Below are 24,026 nucleotides of genomic sequence, written 5' to 3' on the forward strand. Positions count from 1 at the left end.
GACACTCCCACGCCGCGCTGCGGAGCCATCGACGATCGGAAAGCTGAGAGGCATCAACGTCCGTTGTGGTGTGCGCGCGGGCTTCGTAGGCTCGTCGCGACGACGGCGCTCCCGGCATGGTGCCGTCGCGGGCACACCACGGGAAAGGACGCCGGTGCTCTACTGGCTGTTGAAGTACGTTCTCCTCGGTCCGCTGCTCAAGCTGATCTTCCGCCCGCAGGTCGAGGGTCTGCACCACGTGCCGGCGACCGGGCCGGTGATCCTGGCCAGCAACCACCTCTCCTTCTCCGACTCGATCTTCACCCCGTTGATCATCTCGCGGAGGGTCACCTTCGTGGCCAAGGCCGAGTACTTCACCGGCAAGGGCATCAAGGGCTGGTTGACGAAGATGTTCTTCGTCGGCACCGGCACCATCCCGGTGGACCGCTCCGGCGGCCAGGCCGCCCGCGCCGCCCTGGACACCCAACTGCGGGTGCTGCGCGCCGGGGGAGTGGCGGGCATCTACCCCGAGGGCACCCGCTCCCCGGACGGGCGGCTCTACCGGGGCAAGACCGGCGTCGCCCGGCTCGCGCTGGAGAGCGGCGCGGTGGTGGTCCCCGTGGCCATGCTCAACGCCGACGAGATCCAGCCGCCCGGCACGCTCATCCCGCGGATCGACCGGGTGCGGATCCGCTTCGGCGCCCCGCTGGACTTCTCCCGCTACGCCGGGCTGGCCGGCGACCGGTTCGTCGAGCGCGCGGTCACCGACGAGATCATGTACGAGCTGATGGAGCTCTCCGGCCGCGAGTACGTCGACATCTACGCGCAGAAGCTCAAGCCGGTGCCCGCCTGAGTCGTCTCAGCAGGCCACGGCCGGCCCGGTCGGGCTGATCGGCCGGCCGGCCAGCGCCAGCAGGCCCGGGGCGTCGTTACGCAGCGCGAAGGTGCGGACCTCGGCCCGCGGCAGCCGGGCGCCCACCGGGTCGCCAGCGCGGGTCAGCTCCGCCGCCGCGAGGGCCAGCGCCAGCACCCGGTCGCTGACGTCCGGGATCCGCCCGTACGTCTCGGCGGCCGCCAGGTGCAGCTCGGCCGCCCGCCGGTGGTCGCCGTCGGCGGCCGCCACCGCCGCCGTCACCGTCCGCAGCGCGGCCTCCGACCACGGTGTCCGATGCCCGACCCGGTCGAGCATCGCCCGAACCCGCACGGAGGTGTCCCGCCCGGCCAGGGCGGCGGCGTACGAGGCGGCGGCGATCCACTCCCCACTGGCCAGCGCCGGCACCGACGACCACGACCGATCCAGCTCGTCGATCAACGCCGCCGCCTCGGTGTCGCGGCCCTGCAGCGCCCGACACAGCGCCGCCATGCTCAGCATCGTCCAGCGCAGCCGGTGGAAGTCGCTGCGCCGCGCGGTGGTCAGCGCGTCGATCAGGTCGGTCGGATCCTCGTCGTCGCGTAGCACCAGCAGGCAGCAGCGCAACCCCCGTACCTGCATGTCCCAACTGCCGGTCGGCGTGTCCACGAACGCCTCCGCCGCGGCGAGCAGCCGGCCGAAGTCACCCTCGAACCAGGCCCGCATCGCCTCGGCCGAATAGCTGGTGGTGAGCGTCTGGCCGCTTGCCGTACGCGCCGGCGCGGCCGAGAGCAGGGCGTTCGAGCGCAGCCAGTCGCCCTCCTCGCGGATGGCCCAGGCCAGGTTCTGGGTGGCCCGGGGCAGCGCGAGCAGTTGACCGGCGCGGGCGAACTCGACTATCGCGTGCAGCTCGTCCAGGCCGACCCGGTCACCGGCCTGGTAGCGGGCGGTGGCAGCGGTGATCCGCGCGTTTGTGCGCGTCTCGGTCAGGCCCAGCCGCTCCGCGATCTCCGCCGCCGTGTCCGCCGCCGACACGGCCGGGTCGCGCTCGTAGTTGAGCATGTGCAGGCGGCCCAGCTCGGCGTACGCGTCGGCCTTCTGCGGGCTGTCCGGCAACGACTCGAACAACTGGACCGCGCGATCCAGGCAGGCCAGCCCGTCGCCCCGGTCGGCGCGTAGCCAGGCGGCCTGGCCGAGCAGCGTCCACGCCCGTGCGGCGCACGCGTCGTCGCCGTGCGCCGACAGCCGGTCCGCCAGAGCGTGCACCTGCTCCGGCCCACCCCCGGAGAGGAACGCGTTGCCGTCGCGGTAGAACGAGATTTCCGTGCTGAGCAGCTCCAGTTGCAGCCGGCCCACCGGGTCGCTGTCGTCGGCCAGGCCCAGCGCCCGACCCGCGTGGCTCGCCGCCGCGTCCAGCCCGTGCAGGGCGTACGCCCGGCGGGCCGCCCGGTGCAGCGCCTGCCGCGCCGGCCCCGCGTACCGGCGGACCGGCATGCCCAGCGAACGGGCGATCTCGTGTGCCGCCCAGCGGTGGTGGGCGAGAACCTCCGCCAGGTCGGTGTCGCGGCTCTGCGACAGCGCGTCGAGCCAGTCCGCCGCCCGCTCGTGCCGCGCCACCCGCTCGGTGCGTGGCAGCCGCTGGTAGCAGACGTCGCGCACCAGCACGTGTCGGAACCGGAACTCCGCCTGCCCGGCCATCGTCGACGCGGCCTGCTCGTGCACGAAGTCGCGCTGCTCCAGCCGGCGCAGCGCGCGTTCGACCGACTCGACCGGCTGCCCCAGCGCGGCGGCCACCGCACCCGGCCAGAACTGCACCCCGACCACCGAGGCCGCCAGCAGCACCGAGCGGTCCTTGGCGTCCAGCAGGTCCACCCGGTTGGCGATCACCGCGTGCACGCTCTCCGGCATGGTCAGTTCGAGTTGCTTGTCCAGCGACCAGCCCCGCCCGGACTGGCGCAACGCGCCCTGTTCGATGAGCATCCGGACGTACTCGTGCGCGTAGAGCGGGTTGCCGCCGGCCACCTCGATGAGCGGGGTCAGCATGTCGGCGGAGAACGCCGCCTGGCCGAACAGGTGCGCGTACAGGGCGGCGATGCCCGTGTCACGCAGGGGCGGCAGGGTGATGGTCACCGAGCCGGTGATGGTCCCCGCCCAGCTCGGATCCCTGTCGACAAGCTCCGGACGGGCGGTGCAGAGCAGCAGCAGCGGCGCTTCGCGGGCCGCCGCCCCGAGCAGCTCCACGAAGCGCAGCATCGCGTCGTCGGCCCAGTGCAGGTCCTCGAAGACCAGCACGGTGGGGCGGCGGGCGGCCAACGCCAGCAGGAACCGCCGCCACGCCGACTCGGCCTCCTCCGCCGGCAGCGGCGTGCCGGGCAGCCCGACCAGCGGGCGCAGGGCGTCCACCACCCGGTCCCGCTCGCCCGGGCCGATCAGCTCGCTCACCGCGCCGGCCAACCGCTGTGCCGCGCTGGAGGCCGGGTCGGTGTCCAGGATGCCGGCCTCGGTCTTGACGATGTCGGCAAGCGCGGCGAACGTGACGTTCTCCCCGAACGGCGGGCAGCGCCCCGTCCGCCACGTCAGCGGCTCGTCAACCAGCCGGCCCGTGTGCCGGTAGAGCTCGCGCAGCAGCCGGCTCTTACCGATGCCGGCCCGACCGAAGATCGTCACCACCTGCGGCAGCCGGTCGCGCAGCGACCGGTGCAGGGCGTTGACAAGCATGCCCAGCTCGTGTTCCCGGTCGACAAGCGGCGTGGTGTCCGGCTCGCGGTCGGTGGGCAGGCGCCGCAGCGGCGACAGCGCCAGCCACACCTCGGTCGGCGACGACCGGCCGCGCAGGGTGACCGGGGGCTGCTCCTCGTAGCGGATCGTGTCCCTGGTCAGCGCGTGCGTGGTGCCGCACACCAGCACCCCGCCCGGAGGCGCGATCGACTGCATCCGGGAGGCTGTGTTCACCACGTCGCCGGCCACGATCGCCTGCCCGCCGTCACGGGCCGCAGCCACGTCGACGAGGGCCTCTCCGGTGGCCACTCCCACCCGGAACCGCATCTCCGTGCTGCCGGTAGGCGCGAACCGGGTGAGCACCCGCTGCAGCTCCAGCCCGGCCCGGACACAGCGCAGCGCGTCGGTCTCGGTGGCGATCGGCGCCCCGAACAGTGCCATCACCGCGTCGCCGATGTACTTCTCGACCACCCCGCCGTACTGGCCGACCACCCGGCGGGCCGCCGAGAAGAAGCCTGTCTGCATACCGCGGACCTGCTCCGGGTCGGCCCGCTCGACGTACGGGGTGAAGTCGATGAGGTCGACGAAGAGCACGCTCACCCGGCGGCGGTCCTCCTGCGGGGTGGCCGCGGTCGCCCGGTCCGTGCCCGGCCGGGCTGACCCGCACGAGGTGCAGAACGTGACGTCCGAGGCGAGCGGGCGAAGGCAGTGCGGGCAGACGGCACCCAGCTCGGCACCGCAGCCACCGCAGAAGCGGTCGCCGTCGGCGGCCGTGCGTCCACAGCGCCCACACTGCGCGGCGATGACACACCCTCCATGGCGAACCGGGCCGACGCCCCCCGTCGCCCCCTCACAGGGAGTATCACCGCTGGGGCCGCTGTCAGGTAACCGGCCTGTTGGCTTGTGGACAGTCCACCAAGGGTCTGGCGGACTACATTCAGTCCGCCACATATTCGATCAGCGACCAGAGGGGGAGAGGTCAATGGTGTACGTCAAGTTGGAGAGCGACTGGACCGACGGCCAGGGGGTCAGTCACTCCGCGGGCGAATCGGTGGACGTCGACGCCGCCACGCTCGCCACGCTCCAGGCCGAGGGCATCGTCAGCGAGCAGTCCCACGGCCCGGGTGGCGAGGGCAAGGGCCCGGACAAGTGGGCCGGCCCGGGCAGCTCCGGAGCCTGAACCACGCGTCGGTGACGCGACGACCCGGCCGGGCCGCCCACTGGCGACCCGGCCGAGTCACGTCCAGGGTGTGCCGCGGCGTCGCGCGGCTCTGCGGTCGTTCGCGCCGGAACCGCGTCGGCGGCTCAGCGGTCGTTCATGCCGGCGCGGCGGCGCAGCGCCGCCACGTCGGTGACCACGATCCGGCGGCCCTCGGTCCGCAGCCAGCCGCGGCTGGCGAAGGAGCCGATGGCCTGGTTGACGCTCTGGCGGGAACCGCCGGCCATCTCGGCGAGCTGGCTCTGGTTGAGCTCGATCGTGATCATCGGGGCCTGGCTCTCGCCGGCCAGCCGGACCAGCGTCTTGGCGACCCGGCCGGGCAGGTCGAGGAAGACGTGGTCGGCGTTCTGCTCGGTGAGCCGGCGGATCAGCCCGCCCAGCGAGCGCATCACCGCGTCCAGGATGCGCGGGTTGGAGTGCACCAACTCCATGAACGCGCCCCGGGACAGGGCCAGCGCCGCGCAGTCCTCGATGGCCTCGGCCGAGGCGGACCGGGTGGAGGCGTCGAGCAGGGAGACCTCGCCGAGCACGTCCGGCGGACGGATTACCGACAGGACAGCCCGCTCGCCTGTCGGCGCGGTGCGGAAGACCGCGACCGCGCCGCGGCGCAGCACGATCAGCGACTCGCCCGGGTCGTTCTCCACGAAGAGCAACTGCCCCTTGCGGTACGTCCGGGGGACGGCGGCCGCGATGACACGCTGGCGCACCTCGGGCTCCAGCCCGGCGAACATCTCGACACCCGTGAGCGCGTCACCCGGCTCCGGCAGGCGCATCTCCACGGCCCAACCCCTCCCCGGTCATGGACCACACAATCGCTCACCGGGTGAACCTGATGGCCCTGACAAGGTGAACTGACACCGATTCGGCGTCCGGTAGCGGTACACATCAGATCATGACGGTCCGGTCGCTTGCTGTACACCCCTCGAAGCACTTCCGTGACCGTCGCGAGCTGCGGCGTACCCCCTGCACGGGCCCTTGGTCGCAGGTCGGCGGCCCGGTCGCCGCTGGTCCGCGGCCAACCGGCCGGGGATCGCACCCGGGCCCCCGCCGGGTGTCGCCGCCCGGCGGTGGGCGAGGATGCCCGGAATGGTCTACCGCTATTTCTACGACTGCGAGTTCATCGAGGACGGCCGGATCGTCGACCTCGTGTCGATAGGTGTCGTCGACGAGTACGGCCGCGAGTTCTACGCGGTCTCCACCGAGTTCGACGACTCCCGTGCCGTGCCCTGGGTCCGGCGCAACGTGCTGGACCGGCTGCCGTCGCCGGCGGACCGGGCCTGGCGTTCCCGGGAGCGCATCCGTGACGACCTGTACGACTTCCTCATCGAGCCGATCCGGGACCGGCCGGGGGAGCAGATGGAGCTGTGGGCCTGGTACGCGGCGTACGACCATGTGGTCCTCGCCCAGCTCTGGGGGGCGATGCCGGCGCTGCCCCGGGAGATCCCCCGGTTCACCAAGGACCTCCGGCAGCTCTGGGACGACAGGGGCCGGCCGACCCTGCCGGACGCGGACGCGGCGCGACACGACGCCCTGGTCGACGCCCGGCACAACCTGGCCCGGTGGCGGACGATGACGGCGCGCTGAGGTCGTCGTACCTCTGCAGGTTTGGCCGGTTCTGTCCCGGGCAACGGTTCGACCAGTCGAGCCGAGGGAGACTGCCATGAGCAACGATCCGACAAGCGTCGCCGAGGCCCGGGCGCGGGTCACCGAGCTGGTCCGCGCCGCACGGATCTGCATGCTCACCACGATCGCCCTGGACGGGCGACAGGTGAGCCGGCCGATGGGGCTGCAGGAGGCCGAGTTCGACGGTGACCTGTGGTTCTTCGCCTACGCCGATTCGGCCAAGGCGCGTCAGATCCGGGTGAATCCGGAGGTCAACGTCGCCTTCTCCGACCAGAAGCACAACGCCTGGGTGTCGGTCTCGGGCACCGCCAGCGAGGGCTTCGACAGAGAACGCGCCGAGCGGCTGTGGAACCCACTGCTCAAGACCTGGTTCCCGGACGGGCTGGACACGCCCGGCCTGACCCTGATCAAGGTGCACGCCAGCTCAGCCGAGTACTGGGACTCGCCGAGCAGCACCGTGGTCAACCTGCTCGGGTTCGCAAAGGCCGCCGTCACCGGCCATCCGCCGTCGGCCGGCGAGAACCACGAGGTGACCTACTGACCCGTCGCTCCCGGGGCGCGCTGTCGTCGCGCAGGCAGGCCGACTACAGTGCGCAGTGACGGCCCGCCCCGGGCCGGCAATGGCGCCGATGGTCTGACCTGACACATACCCTGGGGCATATCGGGCTTTACCTGATGCTCCAGGAGGATGAGCGGATCATGCGTATCGGCGTGCTCACCGGCGGCGGCGACTGCCCGGGTCTCAACGCGGTCATCCGGGCGGTGGTCCGCAAGGGCGTCGCCACCTACGGTCACGAGTTCGTGGGCTTCCGGGACGGTTGGAAGGGCCCGCTGGAGGGTCTGTCCCGTCCCCTGGGCATCGCGGACGTCCGCGGCATCCTGCCCCGCGGCGGCACCATCCTCGGCTCGTCCCGGACCAACCCGTTCAAGATCGAGAACGGCGTCGAGCGGATCAAGGACAACCTCGCCGCCCAGGGCGTCGACGCGCTGATCGCGATCGGCGGCGAGGACACCCTCGGCGTGGCCACCAAGCTCTTCGAGCTGGGCGTGCACGTGGTCGGCGTGCCGAAGACCATCGACAACGACCTCGGTGCCACCGACTACACCTTCGGCTTCGACACCGCGGTCAACATCGCGATGGAGGCCATCGACCGGCTGCACACCACCGCGGAGAGCCACCACCGCACCCTGGTCGTCGAGGTGATGGGCCGGCACGCCGGCTGGATCGCCCTGCACGCCGGCCTGGCCGGCGGCGCCAACGTGATCCTGCTGCCCGAGCGGCAGTTCGACGTCGACCAGGTGGCCGGCTACGTCGAGAAGCGCTTCCAGCACCAGTACGCCCCGATCGTGGTGGTCGCCGAGGGCGCCCAGCCGCTGGACGGTCAGATGGTGCTCGCCAACCAGGAGCTGGACTCGTTCGGCCACGTCCGCCTGGGCGGCATCGGCCAGTGGCTGGCCGAGCAGCTGGAGGCCAAGACCGGCAAGGAGGCCCGCACCGTGGTGCTGGGCCACATCCAGCGCGGTGGCACCCCGACCGCCTTCGACCGGGTGCTCGCCACCCGCCTGGGCCTGCAGGCCATCGACGCGGTCAACGAGGGCGACTGGGGCAAGATGGTCGCGATGCAGAGCACCGACATCGTCCGGGTCCCGCTGGCCGAGGCCACCCGCGAGCTGAAGACGGTGCCGCTGGAGCGGTACGAAGAGGCCGAGGTCTTCTTCGGCAGCTGATCGACGGTAGGCGGCGCGGCGGCCCCTGCGGTCGTCGCGCCGCCAACCGACGTTCGACGGCGCGTACGGCCCCGCGGCCCGCCGCGCCGTGACCCGACGTTCGACGGCATAGCGGGCGGGTGGCCCGTCGCGCCGCAGCACGACGCGAGGGGGTACGGCCGAGATGTCAGCCGGGGTGCACACGGTCGCGGTGATCGGCGCGGGCAAGATCGGCGAGCTGATGCTCTCCGGGCTGCTGCGCTCCGGATGGCCTGTGGAGCGGCTGCTCGCCACCGCCCGCCGACCGGCCCGCGCCGAGGAGCTGACCGCCCGCTACGGCGTCCGCGTGGTCGACAACCTGACCGCCGTCGACGAGGCGGCGGTGCTCGCGGTCTCGGTCAAGCCACAGGACGCCGCCGCCCTGCTGGACGACATCGGCCCCAAGGTGCCCGCCGACAAGCTGGTGATCTCGCTCTGCGCCGGCCTGCCCACCAGCTTCTTCAACCGCCGACTGCCCGAGGGCACCCCGGTGGTCCGCGTCATGACCAACACCCCCGCGCTCGTCGACGAGGCGATGACTGCCATCTCGGCGGGCGCGTACGCCACCGGGGAACACCTCGCCCTCGCCGAGGAGATGTTCAAGCCCCTCGGCCAGACCATCCGGGTGCCCGAGTCACAGCAGGACGCGGTCACCGCACTGTCCGGCTCCGGTCCGGCCTACTTCTACCTGCTGGTCGAAGCCATGATCGACGCCGGGATCCTGCTCGGACTGCCCCGGCAGGTGGCGCACGAGTTGATCGTGCAGACCGCGATCGGCTCCGCCGTGATGCTGCGTGACTCCGGCGAGCACCCGGTCAAGCTGCGCGAGGCGGTCACCTCGCCGGCCGGCACCACCATCTCCGCGATCCGCGAGCTGGAGAAGCACGGCGTCCGCGCGGCGCTGCTCGCCGCGCTGGAGGCCGCCCGGGACCGCGCCCGCGAACTGGCCGCCCAGGCCGACTGACGTCTCGGCGAGCGGGCCGCGCCCGCCGACCGACACGTCCCGCGACTTGCCGGGCGTGCGCGGCGCGGCAGTTGCGCGACTCGGGGGGTGCCGCTGCGGCAGTTGCGGGACTCGCCGGGCGTGGGCGGCGCGGCAGTGGCGCGACTCGCGGGGGCGTGCGCGGCGCGGCCCGTGGCGCATACTGGCGGCGTGTTCACACTCGCTCAGGCCCGGCACCTGGTGGCCACCCTGCAGCCGCGGGTCGACGAGCTGATCCGGCTCCGCGCCGACCTCGCCGAACTGCGCGTCGACCTGGCCGACCACGGCGTCAGCGCGCTCGGTGGGCTGGCCGAGGTGAAGGGGTTGGAGGCCCGGCTGCACGGCATCGTCGAGGAGCTGCACCAGCACGAGATCCAGGTCAAGGGCATCGCGCCGGTGCTGCTCGACTTCCCCGGCGAGCGGGCTGGCCGTGCGGTGCTCTGGTGCTGGCTGGAGGGCGATTCTGACGTGCGCTGGTACCACCGCGCCGAGTGCGGCTTCGCCGGCCGCCGCCCGATCTGACGCTGGGCCCGCCGGCTCCCGTGCATGATCGATTCGGGATTCGGGAATCCGGGGCATCCGGCCGAGCCGGACACCCCGACTTCCAGGAAGGCGAGTCGATCACCCGTCGGCGACCGCGAACACCACGACGTTGTCCCGGTAGTGCCCGCGCCGCCTGTCGAAGTCGCCACCGCAGGTGACGAGACGCAGCTCCGGCCCGGGCGTCGGGCCGTAGACCACGGCCGTCGGGAAACGATCCTTGCGGGTACGCAGCGACCCGGTCACGCGGAACGACAGCCACCGTCCGCCGCGCCACACCTCGACCCGGTCGCCGGAACGCAGCTCATCGAGCCGGGCGAAGACCGCCGGGCCGCTCCGCGAGTCCAGGTGCCCGGCGAGCACGGCCGGACCCGTGTCACCGGGCGCCGGGCCCCCGCCGTACCAGCCGGCGGTGTCGAAGTTGCTAGGCGGAACGAGCGCGCCCGCACGGTCGAGGCCCAACACCGTGAGCCCCGAGTCGACGCCGATGCGCGGTACGCGTACCCGAGTGGGTGGACCCGCCGGCCGCGGCGACGCGGCCACCGACGGGCAGCCGTCGGCACAACCGGGGTGCCAGCTCGCGGCCGGGGGCGGCGGGCCGGTCGTGGCCAGCCCGACCCCCGTCCCGGCGGCCAGGCAGACCGCCGCGCCGGCCGCGACCAGCGCGGCCAGCGGCGCGCGGCGGTCGCGGTGCCGTCGGATCGCGGCGGCGGGCCCGACGCTCACCAGGTGGTGCGCCGCCGCCGACGCCACAGGAGCACGCTCGCCACGCCGGCCGCCGCGGCCAACCCGCCGGCCATCAGGGGGTACGCGCCGAGCCCCGCACCGGACGTGCCGCCCGCGCCGGTGTCCACCCCACCCGCGGGTACGACGGAGCCGCCCTCGGCGTCGCGGCGCAGTTCCGCCGTGAGCCCGCCCTGCTTGCCGTCGAGCACCAGCAGCGAGTAGACCGCGCCGCCGGTCAGCCGCACCTCGGCGTCGGTGCTCGGGCCGCCCGCGCCGGTGAGTCGCAGCCGCCAGGCGCCCGGTTCGACCTGCTGGTAGTCGGTCGTGGTGGCGAACTGCACGCCGTCGGCGATCGTCGGCCCGTCGGCGGCGGCCACGTCGAGGACGGGCGTCCGCACGGACGCCTGCACGACGCGCACCTTGGCCCGGCCCTGCGCGGGAGCGCTCAGATCGTCGGTGAGCACCCGCAGTCCCAGGTCGGCGTGCCGGCCGACGCCGGCCACCGTGTACGCGCGACCGCTGACCACCGCAACCTCGGTGGTGAGCACCGGTGGCTCGCTGGCGGGGGTGCCGGCCACGCGCATCGCCACCGCGTAGCGGCCCGGGGGCAACTTGAGGTAGTCGGAGACCACGCCGTAGCCGACGCCTGGGAACACCTTCGGCTTCGCGGCATCGGGGGCGGCCAGATAGACGTCGACGGCCGGAGTGTCGGGGGAGAGGTGGGCGAGCCGGACGTATCCGACGGTGTCCGCGCTGGCCGGGGCCGCAGTGGCGGCGGTGGCGAGGGCGGTGCCGAGCAGGAGCGCGCCGGCGCCGGCCAGCAGCCGGCGGGACGCGGTACGAAGCGTGTGCATGTCGCCTCCGGAAGACACGTTCGGTGAACGGGCGGCAACCCACGGACAGAGTCCCGTGTGTGGGACTCCAGCGCAAGTTGTACGCGCGAAGTTTCTCCACGCCCCCGGGGCGGGGGCGTTACCGGGGGCGTTCGGCGAGGAAGCCGAACAGGTCCGGAACGCCGCCCGAGCTGGCCTCGACGAACCGGACCGGTCGGAGGCCGGCGGCCACTGTCGCGTTGAGCAGGTCGGCCAGCGGAACGTGCCACGCGCCGACCCGGACCCGGACGCCCTCGGTGTTCCAGCTGTCGAAGCTGCGGGACCGGTCGGCGTAGCGCTCGTCGACGATGACGCTCGGATGCCGACCCCAGTCGGCGAACGCGCCCACGAAGCACGGGTGCACGCCCACGTGCACGAACCGCCCGCCCGGGCGCAGCACCCGGCCGACCTCACGCAGCACGGCCGGGTAGTCGGGGACGTCGGTGCTGGACAGGACACACATCGCGGCCGGCAACGACGCGTCGGCGATCGGCAGGGCGCTCGCGTCACCCCGGGCCACCGGTAGTCGCCCGCGCGCGTGCCGCAACTGCCCGCCGGACAGGTCCACACCCAGCGGCGTCCAGCCCAGGCCGCCCGGCACAAAGGCGTGCGTGCCGGTGCCGCAGCAGATGTCGAGGCAGGGGCCCGCACCGGTTCCGAGCAGGTCCGCCACTGTCGCGTGCACTCGTCGGAGATAGTCGCCGCCACCGGAGATGAAGCCCTCGTACCAGTCCGCATGGGCGTCGTACGCGGGTGTGCTCGTCGCTCCCATCCACCGATGCTAGGGACGCAGGCCTGGCGCGCGGTCCCCATTCTTCTCAGGGCAGACGCGACCCGTCGTACACCCTTATCCTCGGTCGATGCGGGATCGCCGTGTGGCGCTGGTGTGGGCGGCGTTCGTCGTCGTCGCGCTGGTGTCCTGTGTGCTCGTGCTGACGCGCGACGATCGTCTGTCCGACCTGCACATCTACTATGGCGCGCTGTCCGATCTGCACGCCGGGCGTCCGCTGTACGAGTACCGCGCCCTCAACGGCGGACCGTTCACCTATCCACCGTTCGCCGCCCTCGTGCTCGGCCCGATCACCGCCGTCAGCGAGGGTGTGCTCCAGGGCGTCTGGCTGGTGGCGACGTTTGCGGCGGTCGTCGCCATCGCCGGCCTGGTCGGCGTCGCGCTGCACGTTCGACTGTCGCACCGTCCACTTGTCGTCGCGGTGGCCGCCACGGTGCTGCTGCTCTCGGCGCCGGTGCAGAGCAACCTGCGCTTCGGGCAGGTCAGCATCTTCATCGTGTTGCTGGCGCTGCTGGACGGGATGGGCGTCGTCCCACCCCGGCTGCGCGGGGTGCTGGTCGGGGTGGCTGCGGCGATCAAGTTGACCCCGTTGCTGTTCGTCGCGTACTTCCTCGTCACCGGTCGCTACCGCGACGCCGGTCGCGCGGTGGCGACGTTCCTGGCCTGCGCCGGGCTGGCGGCGGTCGTGCTGCCCGGCGAGAGCTGGACCTACTGGACCGAGGCGGTCCGGCAGACCTCCCGGATCGGCAACCTGGCCTCGCTGGGCAACCAGTCGGTGCACGGGATGCTGTTGCGCATCGGGGTCGACGAGGCGACGCTGCCGCTGCTCTGGGCCGCTCTGGTGGCGGTGATCTGCGGGGCGGGGTTGCTGCGTGCTCGGCAGTTGACCGGGCAGGGTCGCCCCGGGCACGCGGCGGTGCTCGTCGGCTGCGCCACGGTTGCCGCGTCCCCGGTGTCCTGGACCCACCACCAGGTGTGGCCGGTGCTCGCCGCGATGCTGCTTGTCGGCGCGTCCGGCGTCACCCAGCGGGTGGCCGGCGTGGCGTTGCTCGCCGCCATGGTCGTCTCGCTGGGGGCGGTCCTCGGCCCGGTGTCGACGCGACCTGGCGTGCAGTTCCTGTTCGAGAACGCCCGTGCGGTGGGCGTGTGCCTGCTGTGCCTGGCCGGCTTCGGCGGTGTCGCGGTCGCGACCGCCCGGAGCAACCGGCGGCCGGCGGCCGGCCGGGCCTGGCTGCGGGTGGGCGTCACGGCCGCGGTGGCCCTCGCCTTCTTCGCCGTGCAACCGCTGCCGGCCGGAGCGGATCCGACGTTCAAGGCGTACGCCCTCGACGACGTGGTCAATCCGCGGTATTTCTTCGTCTGCCGGGGCTCGGCCGAGTGCGCCGCCTACGCCACCGACGCGCCTGTCACCTTCGGCACGCGGGCCGAGAAGACGAAGGTACGCGTCAACGGCGTGGTCTCCGCGCGGGTGGCCCGGCTGGCGTACTACTCCGCCCCGGGCGGCGCGCCCCGCGACATTCCCCTGCTGGCGGCCTATCCCGGCACGCGGACGTTCTCGTTCCGGTCGGCGAGCATGGCGCAGGGCCGACTTGTCGCGTACGCCGCGGACGGTCAGCCCGTCGCCAGCTACGACGACGAACTCGCCGCCGCCCTGGAGACGGCCACCCGGTAGGCGGTCGTCCCAGGACGACGGCGGGTGCTCAGCGGGTGGCGGCGGCCAGCGCGGCGCGCAGCTTCTCGGCGTCACCCGGTGCGGGGCTCTCCCAGTCGGTAGGCGTCGCGGAGTAGATCGTGCCGTACGCCGGGGTGTCCGGCTGGTAGCGCCACCCCTCGGCCAGCGACCCGGCGTCCACCGCGTCGTAGCCGAGCCGGTCCAGGAAGGCGGTCACCTCGGCCTTCGCGGCGGCGTCGTCACCGGCGATCGCGAGAGCGCTGCGGTCGGCCGCCCCGGACGGCCGGGGGAGCGCGGCCAGTGCCTTGAAGTAGATGTTGTTGAAGACCTTGACCACCCGCGAGGTCGGCAGGTGCTGCTGGAGCAGCTCGCTGCTGGTGATCTCGCCGGCGTCCAGCTCCGGGAAGGCCCCGTCGCGCTGGGGGTAGTAGTTGTTGGTGTCGATGACGACCTTGCCGGCCAGCGGCTCCGCGGGCACCGCCCGGTACGCCTTGAGCGGTACGGTGACCACCACCAGTTCGCCGACCTGGGCCGCGTCCTGCGCCGTGCCGGCGCTCGCCCGTTCGCCCAGCTCGTCTACCAGTTCGGTGAGCGTCTCCGGCCCGCGCGAGTTGCTCAGCACCACGTCGTAGCCGGCGGCCACCGCCAGCCGGGCCAGGGTGCTGCCGATGTTGCCGCTGCCGATCAGTCCCACTGTTGTCATGCTTCTTCCCAACTTCGTCCACCCACGACGCATTCCCGACCGGCGCGGTGGGTTATTCCGGTTGCCCGGCGCCGAACGCCCACGCGGACGGCCGGCGCGGACGCTCGCCTGCGCTACGAGCCGGTCGTGCACAACGTACTGCCCACGGACGCTGCCGACCGGGCCTGCGGGAACGTTCCACCCCTCCGGTGGGCAGCCGTGCCGGCCTCCCACCTGGTGATCAAGAGGTTTGCGCCAGGTGGAGGCTCATCCGTGACGCGAACCTCTTGATCACCGCGGGAGAGTCGGGCGGGGAGGCCGGCGGAGCTGCGGGCGCCTCAGGCGGGGGTGGGGAGGGTTTTCTCGATGGCGGTGCGGAGGTCTTCGGAGTCGGGTTCGACAGTGGGGGCGAAGCGGGCCGCCACCCTGCCGTCCGGAGCCACCAGGAACTTCTCGAAGTTCCAGCGGACGTCCCCGGTGTGCCCGTCGGTGTCCGGAGCGTCCACCAGGGCGGCGTAGAGCGGGTGCCGGTCGGGCCCGTTCACGTCGACCTTCTCGGTCAGCGGGAAGGTCACCCCGTAGTTGACCTGGCAGAAGTCACTGATCTCGGCGGCGGTGCCCGGCTCCTGCCCGGCGAACTGGTTGCACGGCACGCCCAGCACCACCAGGCCACGCTCGCCGTAGGTGTCCGCGAGGGTCTGGAGGCCTGCGTACTGCGGGGTGAGGCCGCAGCGGGAGGCGACGTTGACCACCAGCAGCGCCTGGCCGCGGTACTGGGCGAGGTCGGCGGGCCCGCCGCTGAGGGCGTCGATCGGGATGTCGAAGACGGTCATGGGCCGAGGCTACGCGCAGGGCGATGAGCCGCCCGGGCGGGCGGGCAGGGGCACTCCACGCACCAGGGGAAATCGAAACATGGACATCTTGACGAAGTGATGACGGCGTGAGTACCGTCTCACCATCTCTTTTGGAAAGTTTCCTAACAGTTCGGGAGACGCCTCATGAAAAGATCGCTCCGCCGGGCCCTCTGGGCCGGTGCCGTGGTCGCCGTGACCGTCGCGGCGGTGCCGATGACGACCGCGTTCGGCGCCGGCACGGTCACCACCACGTTCACCAAGGCGCAGGACTGGGGGACCGGTCACGAGACGAAGGTGACCGTGACCAACGGCTCCAGCGCCACGGTCGCCACCTGGCGCATCGAGTTCGACCTGCCGTCGGGCACCACCATCAGCAGCGCGTGGGACGCCGACGTCACCAGCAGCGGCAACCACTACGTCGCGGTCAAGAAGAGCTGGGCCGGCGGGCTCGCGCCGGGCACCTCGTTCAGTTGGGGCTACAACGGCAGCGGCGCCTACAAGGCGCCGCTGAACTGCACCGTCAACGGCGCGCCGTGCGGCGGCGGAAACCCGACCACCCCGCCGACCACCACCGCGCCGCCCACCACGGCCCCGCCGACCACGGCCCCGCCCACCACGGCCCCGCCCACCACGGCGCCGCCGACCACGGCACCCCCGACCACCACCCCGCCGAACACGGGCGGCAAGAAGGTCGTCGGCTACTTCGCCGAGTGGGGCGTCTACGGGCGCAACTACCACGTCAAGAACATCCAGACCAGCGGCTCGGCCGCCAAGCTGACCCACATCCTGTACGCCTTCGGCAACACCACCGGCGGCCGCTGCACCATCGGTGACAGCTACGCCGACTACGACAAGGCGTACACGGCGGCGGAGAGCGTGGACGGCGTCGCCGACACCTGGGACCAGCCGCTGCGGGGCAGCTTCAACCAGCTGCGCAAGCTCAAGCAGCTGAACCCGCACCTCAAGGTGATCTGGTCGTTCGGTGGCTGGACCTGGTCCGGCGGCTTCACCCAGGCCGCGCAGAACCCGGCCGCGTTCGCCGAGAGCTGCTACAACCTGGTCGAGGACCCGCGCTGGGCCGACGTCTTCGACGGCATCGACGTCGACTGGGAGTACCCCAACGCCTGCGGTCTGAGCTGCGACACCAGCGGCCCCAACGCGTTCAAAAACGTGATCGGCGCGCTGCGGTCGAGGTTCGGCTCCAGCGCCCTGGTCACCGCCGCGATCACCGCGGACGGCAGCAACGGCGGCAAGATCGACGCCACCGACTACGCCGGCGCCATCGGCAACCTCAACTGGCTCATGCCGATGACGTACGACTATTTCGGCGCCTTCAACGCCCAGGGCCCCACCGCCCCGCACTCGCCGCTCACCTCGTACACCGGCATTCCGCAGCAGGGCTTCAACTCCGACGCGGCGATCCAGAAGCTCAAGAGCAAGGGCGTCCCGGCCAACAAGCTGCTGCTCGGCATCGGCTTCTACGGCCGGGGCTGGACGGGTGTCACGCAGGCCGCACCGGGCGGCAGCGCCACCGGTGCGGCGCCGGGCACGTACGAGGCGGGCATCGAGGACTACAAGGTCCTCAAGAACACCTGCCCGGCCACCGGCACGATCGCCGGCACCGCGTACGCCAAGTGCGGCAGCAACTGGTGGAGCTACGACACCCCGTCGACCATCAACGGCAAGATGACGTACGCGAAAAACCAGGGCCTCGGTGGCGCGTTCTTCTGGGAGCTCTCCGGTGACACCGGCAACGGCGAGCTCATCGGCGCCATCAAGGGCGGCCTCGGCTGAGCCGAAGGTCGACGCATCACCCACACGCGTGGGGAGAGGCCCGCACCGCCTCTCCCCGCCCGTGACACAGCGGCCCGGTCGACGCCCAGCGTCGGCCGGGCCGCCGGCCGCCGGCCGTGGGCGGGTCGGCCGGGCCGCCGGCCGTGGGCGGGTCGGCCGGGCCGCCGGCCGTGGGCGGGTCGGCAGGGTCGCCGGCCTTGGGTGGGTCGGGCCCGATGTGGCAGACTCGCGGCTCGGCACGTCTCGATTTCCCGTCGACGGAGGTGGTCATGCGCCCGATCCACCGCAGGCTGGCGGCGACCGCCGCCGGGCTGGTGCTGCTCCCGGTAGCCCTGGTCGGCTGCGGGATCGGCGGCGGTGACGAGGACGAGTCGACAGCCACGCCCGCGCGCGTCCCCGCCGAGGAGGCCGGCACCCGGTCCCGCGAGCGCGTGCAGGCGTACCTCGACGCGATGACCGCCAAGGACGTCGCCGCCGGCCGCAGCCAGCTCTGCGAGCTGCTGCACGACGGGTTCGACCTCGCCGCGACCGGCCCCAACGGCGACTTCGCCGACCACTTCCAGGTGCCCTCGGCGACCATCACCGACGTCCGGTCCGGCCCGCGCGGCCAGGAGGTGAGCGTCTCGGTCTCGGTCACCGCCGGCAAGAGCAAGGTCACCCGCCCGCTGGTGTTCACCGTCACCCGCGACGGCGGCGACTGGTGCATCGCCGGGGAGGCGCCGGGCAAAACGGCCACCCCGTCGTCGCCGGCGGCACCACCGCGCCCCAAGGGGTAGCCCCGCCGCGTCCAGAGCGGAGCAGAGCAAGGGATTTTGATCTCCCATCTGCCGGAACCGTCCCCCTCGCCGCCCGGGCACGCCCACGGTCGCCGTACGCTTTCTCTCATGCGCCATGAGTGGCATCAGCTGAGCCATCCCGCGGTGGGCAGCCCGGGCCTGCAGACCAGCCGTCCGACAGTCGACTCCGCCGAGGACGCCGCCCTCGGTCTGGACCGCTGGCGGGAGCTGCCCCGCGAGCAGATCCCACCGTGGTCCGATCCGGCCGCCGTCGCCCAGGTCTGCAAGGTGCTCGACACCGTGCCCTCGGTCGTCGCGCCCTATGAGGTGGACCAGCTCCGACAGAAGCTGGCCCTGGTCTGTGAGGGCAAGGCGTTCCTGCTCCAGGGCGGTGACTGCGCCGAGACCTTCGTCGACAACACCGAGAGCCACCTGCTGGCCAACGCCCGTACCCTGCTCCAGATGGCGATCGTGCTCACCTACGGCGCATCGCTGCCGGTGGTCAAGGTCGCCCGGGTCGCCGGCCAGTACACCAAGCCCCGTTCGCTGCCGACCGACGCACGTGGCCTGCCGGCCTACCGTGGCGACATGATCAACTCGCTGGAGGCCGACCCGGCCGCCCGGGTCGCCGACCCGCAGCGCATGATCCGGGCGTACGCCAATTCGGCCGCCGCGATGAACATGTTGCGGGCGTACCTCGCCGGTGGGCTCGCCGACCTGCACGCGGTGCACGACTGGAACAAGGGCTTCGTGCGGACCTCCCCGGCGGGGGAGCGCTACGAGGCGATCGCCCGGGAGATCGACCGGGCGTTGGCCTTCATCCGGGCCTGCGGGATGACCGACGACGAGGCGCTGCGGACGGTCACCCTCTACTGCTCCCACGAGGCCCTCGCCCTGGAGTACGACAGGGCGCTCACCCGGGTCTCCGACCGCCGGGCGTACGGGCTGTCCGGGCACTTCCTCTGGGTCGGCGAGCGCACCCGGCAGATCACCGGCGCGCACATCGACTTCATCTCCCGGATCGCCAACCCGATCGGCGTCAAGCTCGGCCCGACCACGTCCCCGGACGAGGCCATCGAGCTGTGCGAGAAGCTCAACCCGGACAACATCCCCGGCCGGCTCACCCTGATCAGCCGGATGGGCAACCACCGGGTCCGCGACGCCCTGCCGCCGATCGTGGCCAAGGTCACCGCGTCCGGCGCCAAGGTGGTCTGGCAGTGCGACCCGATGCACGGCAACACCCACGAGTCGTCAAACGGCTACAAGACCCGGCACTTCGACCGGATCGTCGACGAGGTGCTCGGCTACTTCGAGGTACACCGTGGCCTGGACACCCACCCGGGTGGCATCCACGTCGAGTTGACAGGTGAGGACGTCACCGAGTGCCTCGGCGGCGCCCAGGGCATCGAGGACCTCGACCTGCCCGACCGGTACGAGACCGCCTGCGATCCGCGGCTGAACACCCAGCAGTCGCTGGAGCTGGCCTTCCTCGTGGCGGAGATGCTCCGTGGCTGACGCGAGGAGTGAGCTTGCGAGCCCCGCAGTCGGCAGCCGAAAGGTTGACTCCGTGGCTGAGTTGCCTGGCCCCACGGTCGGTGGACGAAGGGATGATCATGGCTGACGCGTTCGTGGACCTCCGGTCCGACACGGTGACCCGGCCGACCGCCGGTATGCGGGAGGCGATGGCCGCCGCCGAGGTCGGTGACGACGTCTACGGCGAGGACCCCACAGTCAACGCGCTGGAGGCGGAGGTCGCCGCGCTGTTCGGGCACGAGGCGGCGCTCTTCGCCCCGAGTGGGTCGATGGCCAACCAGATCGCCCTACAACTGCTGGTGTCGCCCGGCGACGAGCTGCTCTGCGACGCCGACGCGCACGTCGTCACGTACGAGATCGGGGCCGCTGCCGCGTACGGCGGAATCTCCTCGCGGACCTGGCCGGCGGTCGGTGCGGACATCGACCCGGAGCTGGTGGCCCGGATGATCCGTCCGGACGGCTACTTCGCCGTGCCCACCCGCGCGATCGCCGTCGAGCAGACCCACAACCGGGGCGGTGGCGGCGTGATCCCGCTGGCCACCCTGCGGGAACTGCGCGGTGTCGCCGACGAGGCGGGGGTGGCGCTGCACTGCGACGGCGCCCGGATCTGGCACGCGCACGTCGCCGACGGGGTGCCGCTGATCGAGTACGGCCGGCTCTTCGACACGCTGTCCGTCTGCCTCTCCAAGGGGCTCGGCGCGCCGGTCGGCTCGCTGGTGGTGGGCAGCGCGGAGAAGATCCAACGGGCCCGGATGATCCGCAAGCGGATGGGCGGCGGCATGCGCCAGGCCGGCATCCTCGCCGCCGCCGGCCGGTACGCCCTCGCGCACCACGTCGACCGGCTGGCCGAGGACCACGCGAGGGCGGCCCGGCTCGCCGAGGCGATCGCGCCGTTCGGGGTGCTCGCCAGCACGGTCCGCACCAACCTCGTCCCGCTGGACCTGACCAAGCACGCGTTGGACGCCCGCGCTCTCGCCGCCGCCGCCCGTGCGGAGGGCGTACTGGTCTCGGTGCTCGGCCCCCGTACCGCCCGCCTGGTCACCCACCTGGGCATCGACGACGCCGCGATCAACCGAGCGGCCACCGCTCTGACCGCGATCCTGGCCGCCTGACCCCGAAGCTGCTGTTGATCAGGAGGTTTGCGTCACTCCCAGACCAGGATCTGACACAAACCTCTTGATCGACGAGGAACGCGCCGGTCAGGGGCGCAGGCGGGTGAGGGTCGCGATGTCGGCCGCGTGGCCCAGCTGCTTCTCGCTGGGGGTTTCCACAACGATCGGGACGCCGGCGGTGGCCGGATGGGTCATCAGCTCCGCGAAGGCCGGCTCGCCGATGGTGCCCTTGCCGATGTTCTCGTGCCGGTCCCGGGTGGAACCGCACAGATCCTTCGAGTCGTTGGCGTGCACCAGCCGCAACCGGTCGGACCCCACGGTGGCCACCAGCGTGTCCAGGGTCGCCGTCATGCCGCCCTCGGCGGCCAGGTCGTGCCCGGCGGCCCAGGCGTGGCAGGTGTCGAAGCAGACCCCCAGCATCGGGTGCCGGTCCACCGCGTCGAGGTAGGGCCCGAGCTGCTCCACGCGGGAGGCGAGCGAGCGGCCGCCGCCGGCGCTCGGCTCGACCAGCAGCATCGGCCCACCTGCCTCGGCGGTCCAGTCGAGCAGGGGCAGCAGCTCCTGACGGACCTGCCGCATCGCCGCCTCGGCATGCCCCTCGTCCACCGAGCTGCCGGCGTGGAACACCACCGCCCGCGCGCCGATCGCCACGCCCCTGCGCAACGCGTGCGCGAGCGTCTGCGCCGACTTCTCGACAGTGGCCGCCGTGGGCGAGCCCAGGTTGACCAGCAGCGAGGCGTGGATGAACGCCGGGATGCCCCGCTCGACGCAGCCCGCACGGAACAGCGCGTCCTGCGCCGGGTCACCCGGGGGCAGCGCCCAGCCCCGCGAGTTGGAGACGTACACCTGGACGGCCTCGGCGCCTGTCGCGTCGAGGTACGGCAGGGCCGCCCGGGCCAGCCCGCCGGAGGTCGGAGTGTGCGCGCCCACCGGACGCGAGGAGACCGCGGTCATCAGAAGCACGTGATGACGACAGGGGTGCCGGGCGGCACCTGCGAATTCTCGCCGGGAGCCTGGATCCGGGCCACCGCGTTCGGGTTGATCGCGACGGTCACCGGGAAGCCCTGGCTCTCCAGCACCTGCTTGGCCTGCTGACAGGGCAGGTCGATCACCCGGGGCACCACGACCAGCGGCGGACCCTTGCTGACGTCCAACTTGACCTGGGTGCCCTTCTCCACGCCCGTCCCGTCGGCCGGGCTCTGCCCGAGGATCTCGTCCTTGGGCTTGTCGGAGTCCTTGTAGGTCTCCACCAGCTTCAGGCCGAGCCCGCTCAGGGTGGCCCGGGCCTCGGCGAGGCTCTTGCCCACCAGGTTCGGCACCGACACCGGCGCCCGGCCGCGGCTCAGGATGAGCGTGATCTTCGTGCCCGGCTTGACCTCGGCGCCCACCTTCGGGGAGCTGTCCAGGACGACGCCGGCCGGCAGGGTGTCGTCGTAGCGGGAGGTGCCCTTGGCCGCCACCAGTTTCAGGTTGACCAGATCGGCCTCGGCCAGCTCGTACTCCTTGCCGATCACATCCGGCACCGGGAAGCGCTCCGGACCCAGCGAGAGGGTAAGGGTGATCGTGCCCCCCTTGACGATCTTGCTGGCCGATGCCGGGTCCTGACCGAGGACGCTGTCCTTCGGTGCCTTCTCGTCGTAGCGCGGCTCCCCGTACGCCAGGGTCAGGCCGGCGCGGTCGGCCTGAGCCTGCGCGTCGGTCTTGCTCAGGCTGACCAGCTGCGGGGCGGACGTGTAGCGGCCGACACCGAACCACCAGCCGCCCAGCGCGGCCACCAGGCCCAGCGTCACCACCACGGCGGCGACGGCCAACCGGCCGCGCGGGTTGCCCATCACGGCGCTGCGCAGCGCGGCAAGCCGGGCACCCAGGCCCTCGGCCGGCTCCGGTGCGGCCCGTCGCCGGCCCGGCCCCTGGCTGCCGCCCTCGGGCAGCCGGGCCCAGGTCGGCCGTTCGGCCGGGCGGACCGTGGCGACCATCATGGTGGGCTGGGAGACCGGCGGCTCGTCCGTCACCCGACGCAGCACGGCGGTGCTGCTGCTGTTGACGTCACCCAGGCGGTCCCGGGCGACCTGAACCTCGGCCAGCAGCGCTCCGGCGTCGGCGGGCCGGGCGGCGGGATCACGCCGGGTGGCCCGCTGCACCAGACCGTCGAGTGCCGGCGGCAGACCGGGCACCAGCGTCGAGGGCGCCGGCACGTCCCGGTCGACGTGCTGCCAGGCCACGTCCACCGGGCGGTCCCCGTCGTACGGCACTCGACCGGTGAGCATCTCGAACAGCACGATGCCTGCGGAGTAGACGTCGGTGCGCGGGTCGGCCCGACCCTCGGTGACCAGCTCCGGGGCGACGTACGCCACGGTGGCCATCAGTTGGTTGCCCTGCTCGTCGTCGGCACTGGCCTCGACCGCGCGGGCCAACCCGAAGTCGGCCACCTTGACGACGCTGTCCACCAGGTTGGCGACGCCGCCGGTGGGTGCCTCGGCGACCAGGACGTTCTCCGGTTTGACGTCGCGGTGCACGAGGCCGGCCCGGTGCGCGGCGGCGATCGCGGCGAGCATCTGCTCGGCGATGGCCAGCGCCTCGTCCGGGTTGAGCCGGTGTCGCTCGGCCAGCACGTCGCGCAGTGTGCGGCCGCGGACGTACTCCATCACCAGGTACGGCAGGCCGGCGTGGGTGCCCTGGTCGTAGACCGCGACCACGTTCGGGTGGGTCAGCCGGGCGATGGTCTTCGCCTCGTCGGTGAACCGGGCCACGAAGTTGGCGATCCGGGCCCGCGCCTCGGGCGCCTGGGTCGGGTGAATGATCTTGACCGCGACGGTGCGCTCGAGGCGTTCGTCGGTGGCGGTGTACACGGTCGCCATGCCGCCACGGGCCACGCGACCGCGAATGCGGTAGCGCCCGTCGATCAGCGAGCCCAGCAACGTGTCGGCGACCTGTGTGTCCATCGGCAGGGAGTCTATGTGTCCAGTCGGTGGGAGTTGAACAGGATGCTACAGCCCGGAGCCGTACCTGGTCCGTCCCGTTGTGATCGCTGGCGGGCTCGGACCGGTCGTACGGGGTGCCGGTGGTCCTCGCCGGCGACGGCGTGGCAGGGTGATCGGGTGACCGAATCCGTACCCGACCAGGCCGTACCCGGCCCCGAGCTCGCCGGCCCCACCGACCCGGCGGGCTGGCTCGCCCTGCCCGACGTCGCCGAGCGGCTCGACGTGTCGATCAGCAAGGTGCACCAGATGATCCGCGACCGGGAGCTGTTGGCGGTCCGCCGCGACGGCATCCGCCGGATACCCGCGGAGCTGGTGGCCAACGACGTCGTTCTCAAGCACCTGCCCGGCGTGCTCAACCTGCTCGCCGACAATGGCTACGACGACGAGGCGGCGCTGCGCTGGCTCTACGAGCCGGACGACACGCTCCCCGGCAACACCCCCGCCGCCGCCCTCTCCGGCGACCAGGCCCGCGAGGTCAAACGCCGAGCCCAAGCCCTGGGCTTCTAACCCCCCGCCCTCCCCGGCTCTTCCCGCGTTGATCATGAGGTTGGCGGCGCGACACGCCGAGGCGAACGCC

22 protein-coding genes are annotated in these 24,026 nt (G+C 72.4%); 13 read left to right on the forward strand and 9 right to left on the reverse strand.

Annotated features, from left to right (window positions below):
- The first annotated feature begins 154 nt into the window (after positions 1–154).
- The gene (locus tag ACLQ26_RS02330) at positions 155–832 is read left to right on the forward strand and encodes a lysophospholipid acyltransferase family protein (protein ID WP_425742879.1); all 678 of its coding nucleotides are present in this window, start codon (positions 155–157) and stop codon (positions 830–832) included.
- A gap of 6 nt (positions 833–838) precedes the next feature.
- Here ACLQ26_RS02330 and ACLQ26_RS02335 read toward each other — a convergent pair whose 3' ends face one another.
- The gene (locus ACLQ26_RS02335; protein WP_425743131.1) at positions 839–4,351 is read right to left on the reverse strand and encodes an adenylate/guanylate cyclase domain-containing protein; all 3,513 of its coding nucleotides are present in this window, start codon (positions 4,349–4,351) and stop codon (positions 839–841) included.
- Between the two features lie 178 nt (positions 4,352–4,529).
- Between ACLQ26_RS02335 and ACLQ26_RS02340 the strand changes: the two genes are divergently transcribed.
- On the forward strand, positions 4,530–4,727 hold the full coding sequence (locus ACLQ26_RS02340; RefSeq protein ID WP_425742880.1) for a hypothetical protein: 198 nt from the start codon (positions 4,530–4,532) through the stop codon (positions 4,725–4,727).
- A 125-nt stretch (positions 4,728–4,852) separates the two neighbouring features.
- On the opposite strand, the gene ACLQ26_RS02345 is transcribed toward ACLQ26_RS02340, so the two are convergent.
- Positions 4,853–5,545: a Crp/Fnr family transcriptional regulator gene (locus ACLQ26_RS02345; RefSeq protein WP_007463121.1), complete on the reverse strand. Its 693-nt coding sequence runs from the start codon at positions 5,543–5,545 to the stop codon at positions 4,853–4,855.
- Between the two features lie 307 nt (positions 5,546–5,852).
- Between ACLQ26_RS02345 and ACLQ26_RS02350 the strand changes: the two genes are divergently transcribed.
- The 5 genes from ACLQ26_RS02350 to ACLQ26_RS02370 all read left to right on the forward strand — a co-directional run bounded on the left by ACLQ26_RS02350 (position 5,853) and on the right by ACLQ26_RS02370 (position 9,639).
- The gene (locus ACLQ26_RS02350; protein WP_425743132.1) at positions 5,853–6,350 is read left to right on the forward strand and encodes a polyadenylate-specific 3'-exoribonuclease AS; all 498 of its coding nucleotides are present in this window, start codon (positions 5,853–5,855) and stop codon (positions 6,348–6,350) included.
- Positions 6,351–6,426: 76 nt separating this feature from the next.
- On the forward strand, positions 6,427–6,930 hold the full coding sequence (locus ACLQ26_RS02355; RefSeq protein ID WP_425742881.1) for a pyridoxamine 5'-phosphate oxidase family protein: 504 nt from the start codon (positions 6,427–6,429) through the stop codon (positions 6,928–6,930).
- Positions 6,931–7,088: 158 nt separating this feature from the next.
- Positions 7,089–8,117: a 6-phosphofructokinase gene (locus ACLQ26_RS02360; protein ID WP_425743133.1), complete on the forward strand. Its 1,029-nt coding sequence runs from the start codon at positions 7,089–7,091 to the stop codon at positions 8,115–8,117.
- A gap of 163 nt (positions 8,118–8,280) precedes the next feature.
- Positions 8,281–9,099 carry a pyrroline-5-carboxylate reductase gene (gene proC / locus ACLQ26_RS02365; protein WP_425742882.1) on the forward strand — a complete coding sequence of 273 codons (819 nt, stop codon included), beginning with the start codon at positions 8,281–8,283 and terminating at the stop codon, positions 9,097–9,099.
- Positions 9,100–9,288: 189 nt separating this feature from the next.
- A complete protein-coding gene (locus ACLQ26_RS02370) occupies positions 9,289–9,639 on the forward strand; it encodes a DUF2203 domain-containing protein (RefSeq protein WP_393296269.1) in 351 nt (116 codons plus the stop codon).
- A gap of 99 nt (positions 9,640–9,738) precedes the next feature.
- Here the strand turns inward: ACLQ26_RS02370 and ACLQ26_RS02375 are convergent, their stop codons facing one another.
- From ACLQ26_RS02375 to ACLQ26_RS02385, 3 genes are all read right to left on the reverse strand, one after another.
- On the reverse strand, positions 9,739–10,410 hold the full coding sequence (locus ACLQ26_RS02375; protein ID WP_425742883.1) for a class F sortase: 672 nt from the start codon (positions 10,408–10,410) through the stop codon (positions 9,739–9,741).
- The gene (locus ACLQ26_RS02380) at positions 10,380–11,237 is read right to left on the reverse strand and encodes a DUF4397 domain-containing protein (RefSeq protein WP_425742884.1); all 858 of its coding nucleotides are present in this window, start codon (positions 11,235–11,237) and stop codon (positions 10,380–10,382) included. Before ACLQ26_RS02380 ends, ACLQ26_RS02375 begins: the two co-directional genes overlap by 31 nt.
- Before the next feature lie 118 nt (positions 11,238–11,355).
- Positions 11,356–12,027, reverse strand: coding sequence for a class I SAM-dependent methyltransferase (locus ACLQ26_RS02385; RefSeq protein WP_425742885.1), 672 nt, complete (start codon positions 12,025–12,027; stop codon positions 11,356–11,358).
- Between the two features lie 88 nt (positions 12,028–12,115).
- On the opposite strand from ACLQ26_RS02385, the gene ACLQ26_RS02390 reads away from it, so the two are divergent.
- On the forward strand, positions 12,116–13,717 hold the full coding sequence (locus ACLQ26_RS02390; RefSeq protein WP_425742887.1) for a glycosyltransferase 87 family protein: 1,602 nt from the start codon (positions 12,116–12,118) through the stop codon (positions 13,715–13,717).
- 28 nt (positions 13,718–13,745) lie between these two features.
- On the opposite strand, the gene ACLQ26_RS02395 is transcribed toward ACLQ26_RS02390, so the two are convergent.
- Both ACLQ26_RS02395 and ACLQ26_RS02400 read right to left on the reverse strand, forming a co-directional pair.
- Positions 13,746–14,420, reverse strand: a complete 675-nt coding sequence (locus ACLQ26_RS02395; RefSeq protein ID WP_425742888.1) for an NADPH-dependent F420 reductase — start codon at positions 14,418–14,420, stop codon at positions 13,746–13,748.
- Positions 14,421–14,737: 317 nt separating this feature from the next.
- On the reverse strand, positions 14,738–15,232 hold the full coding sequence (locus ACLQ26_RS02400) for a glutathione peroxidase (RefSeq protein WP_425742889.1): 495 nt from the start codon (positions 15,230–15,232) through the stop codon (positions 14,738–14,740).
- 165 nt (positions 15,233–15,397) lie between these two features.
- Here ACLQ26_RS02400 and ACLQ26_RS02405 point away from each other — a divergent pair, with 165 nt between their 5' ends.
- From ACLQ26_RS02405 to ACLQ26_RS02420, 4 genes are all read left to right on the forward strand, one after another.
- The gene (locus ACLQ26_RS02405; RefSeq protein WP_425742890.1) at positions 15,398–17,047 is read left to right on the forward strand and encodes a glycosyl hydrolase family 18 protein; all 1,650 of its coding nucleotides are present in this window, start codon (positions 15,398–15,400) and stop codon (positions 17,045–17,047) included.
- Positions 17,048–17,316: 269 nt separating this feature from the next.
- Positions 17,317–17,823, forward strand: a complete 507-nt coding sequence (locus ACLQ26_RS02410; protein WP_425742891.1) for a nuclear transport factor 2 family protein — start codon at positions 17,317–17,319, stop codon at positions 17,821–17,823.
- Positions 17,824–17,931: 108 nt separating this feature from the next.
- On the forward strand, positions 17,932–19,338 hold the full coding sequence (locus tag ACLQ26_RS02415) for a class II 3-deoxy-7-phosphoheptulonate synthase (RefSeq protein ID WP_425742892.1): 1,407 nt from the start codon (positions 17,932–17,934) through the stop codon (positions 19,336–19,338).
- Between the two features lie 98 nt (positions 19,339–19,436).
- Positions 19,437–20,468, forward strand: coding sequence for a threonine aldolase family protein (locus ACLQ26_RS02420; protein ID WP_425742893.1), 1,032 nt, complete (start codon positions 19,437–19,439; stop codon positions 20,466–20,468).
- An 87-nt stretch (positions 20,469–20,555) separates the two neighbouring features.
- Here the strand turns inward: ACLQ26_RS02420 and ACLQ26_RS02425 are convergent, their stop codons facing one another.
- Both ACLQ26_RS02425 and pknB read right to left on the reverse strand, forming a co-directional pair.
- Complete coding sequence (locus ACLQ26_RS02425) at positions 20,556–21,422, reverse strand: deoxyribonuclease IV (protein WP_425742894.1); 867 nt, start codon at positions 21,420–21,422, stop codon at positions 20,556–20,558.
- On the reverse strand, positions 21,422–23,410 hold the full coding sequence (gene pknB, locus ACLQ26_RS02430; RefSeq protein WP_425742895.1) for a Stk1 family PASTA domain-containing Ser/Thr kinase: 1,989 nt from the start codon (positions 23,408–23,410) through the stop codon (positions 21,422–21,424). The genes ACLQ26_RS02425 and pknB overlap by 1 nt, the downstream gene beginning before the upstream one ends.
- 156 nt (positions 23,411–23,566) lie before the next feature.
- Between pknB and ACLQ26_RS02435 the strand changes: the two genes are divergently transcribed.
- The gene (locus ACLQ26_RS02435) at positions 23,567–23,956 is read left to right on the forward strand and encodes an Rv2175c family DNA-binding protein (RefSeq protein WP_363683056.1); all 390 of its coding nucleotides are present in this window, start codon (positions 23,567–23,569) and stop codon (positions 23,954–23,956) included.
- Positions 23,957–24,026: the final 70 nt, after the last annotated feature.

The organism is Micromonospora sp. DT43, from assembly GCF_049841645.1.
Taxonomy (GTDB): Bacteria; Actinomycetota; Actinomycetes; order Mycobacteriales; family Micromonosporaceae; genus Micromonospora.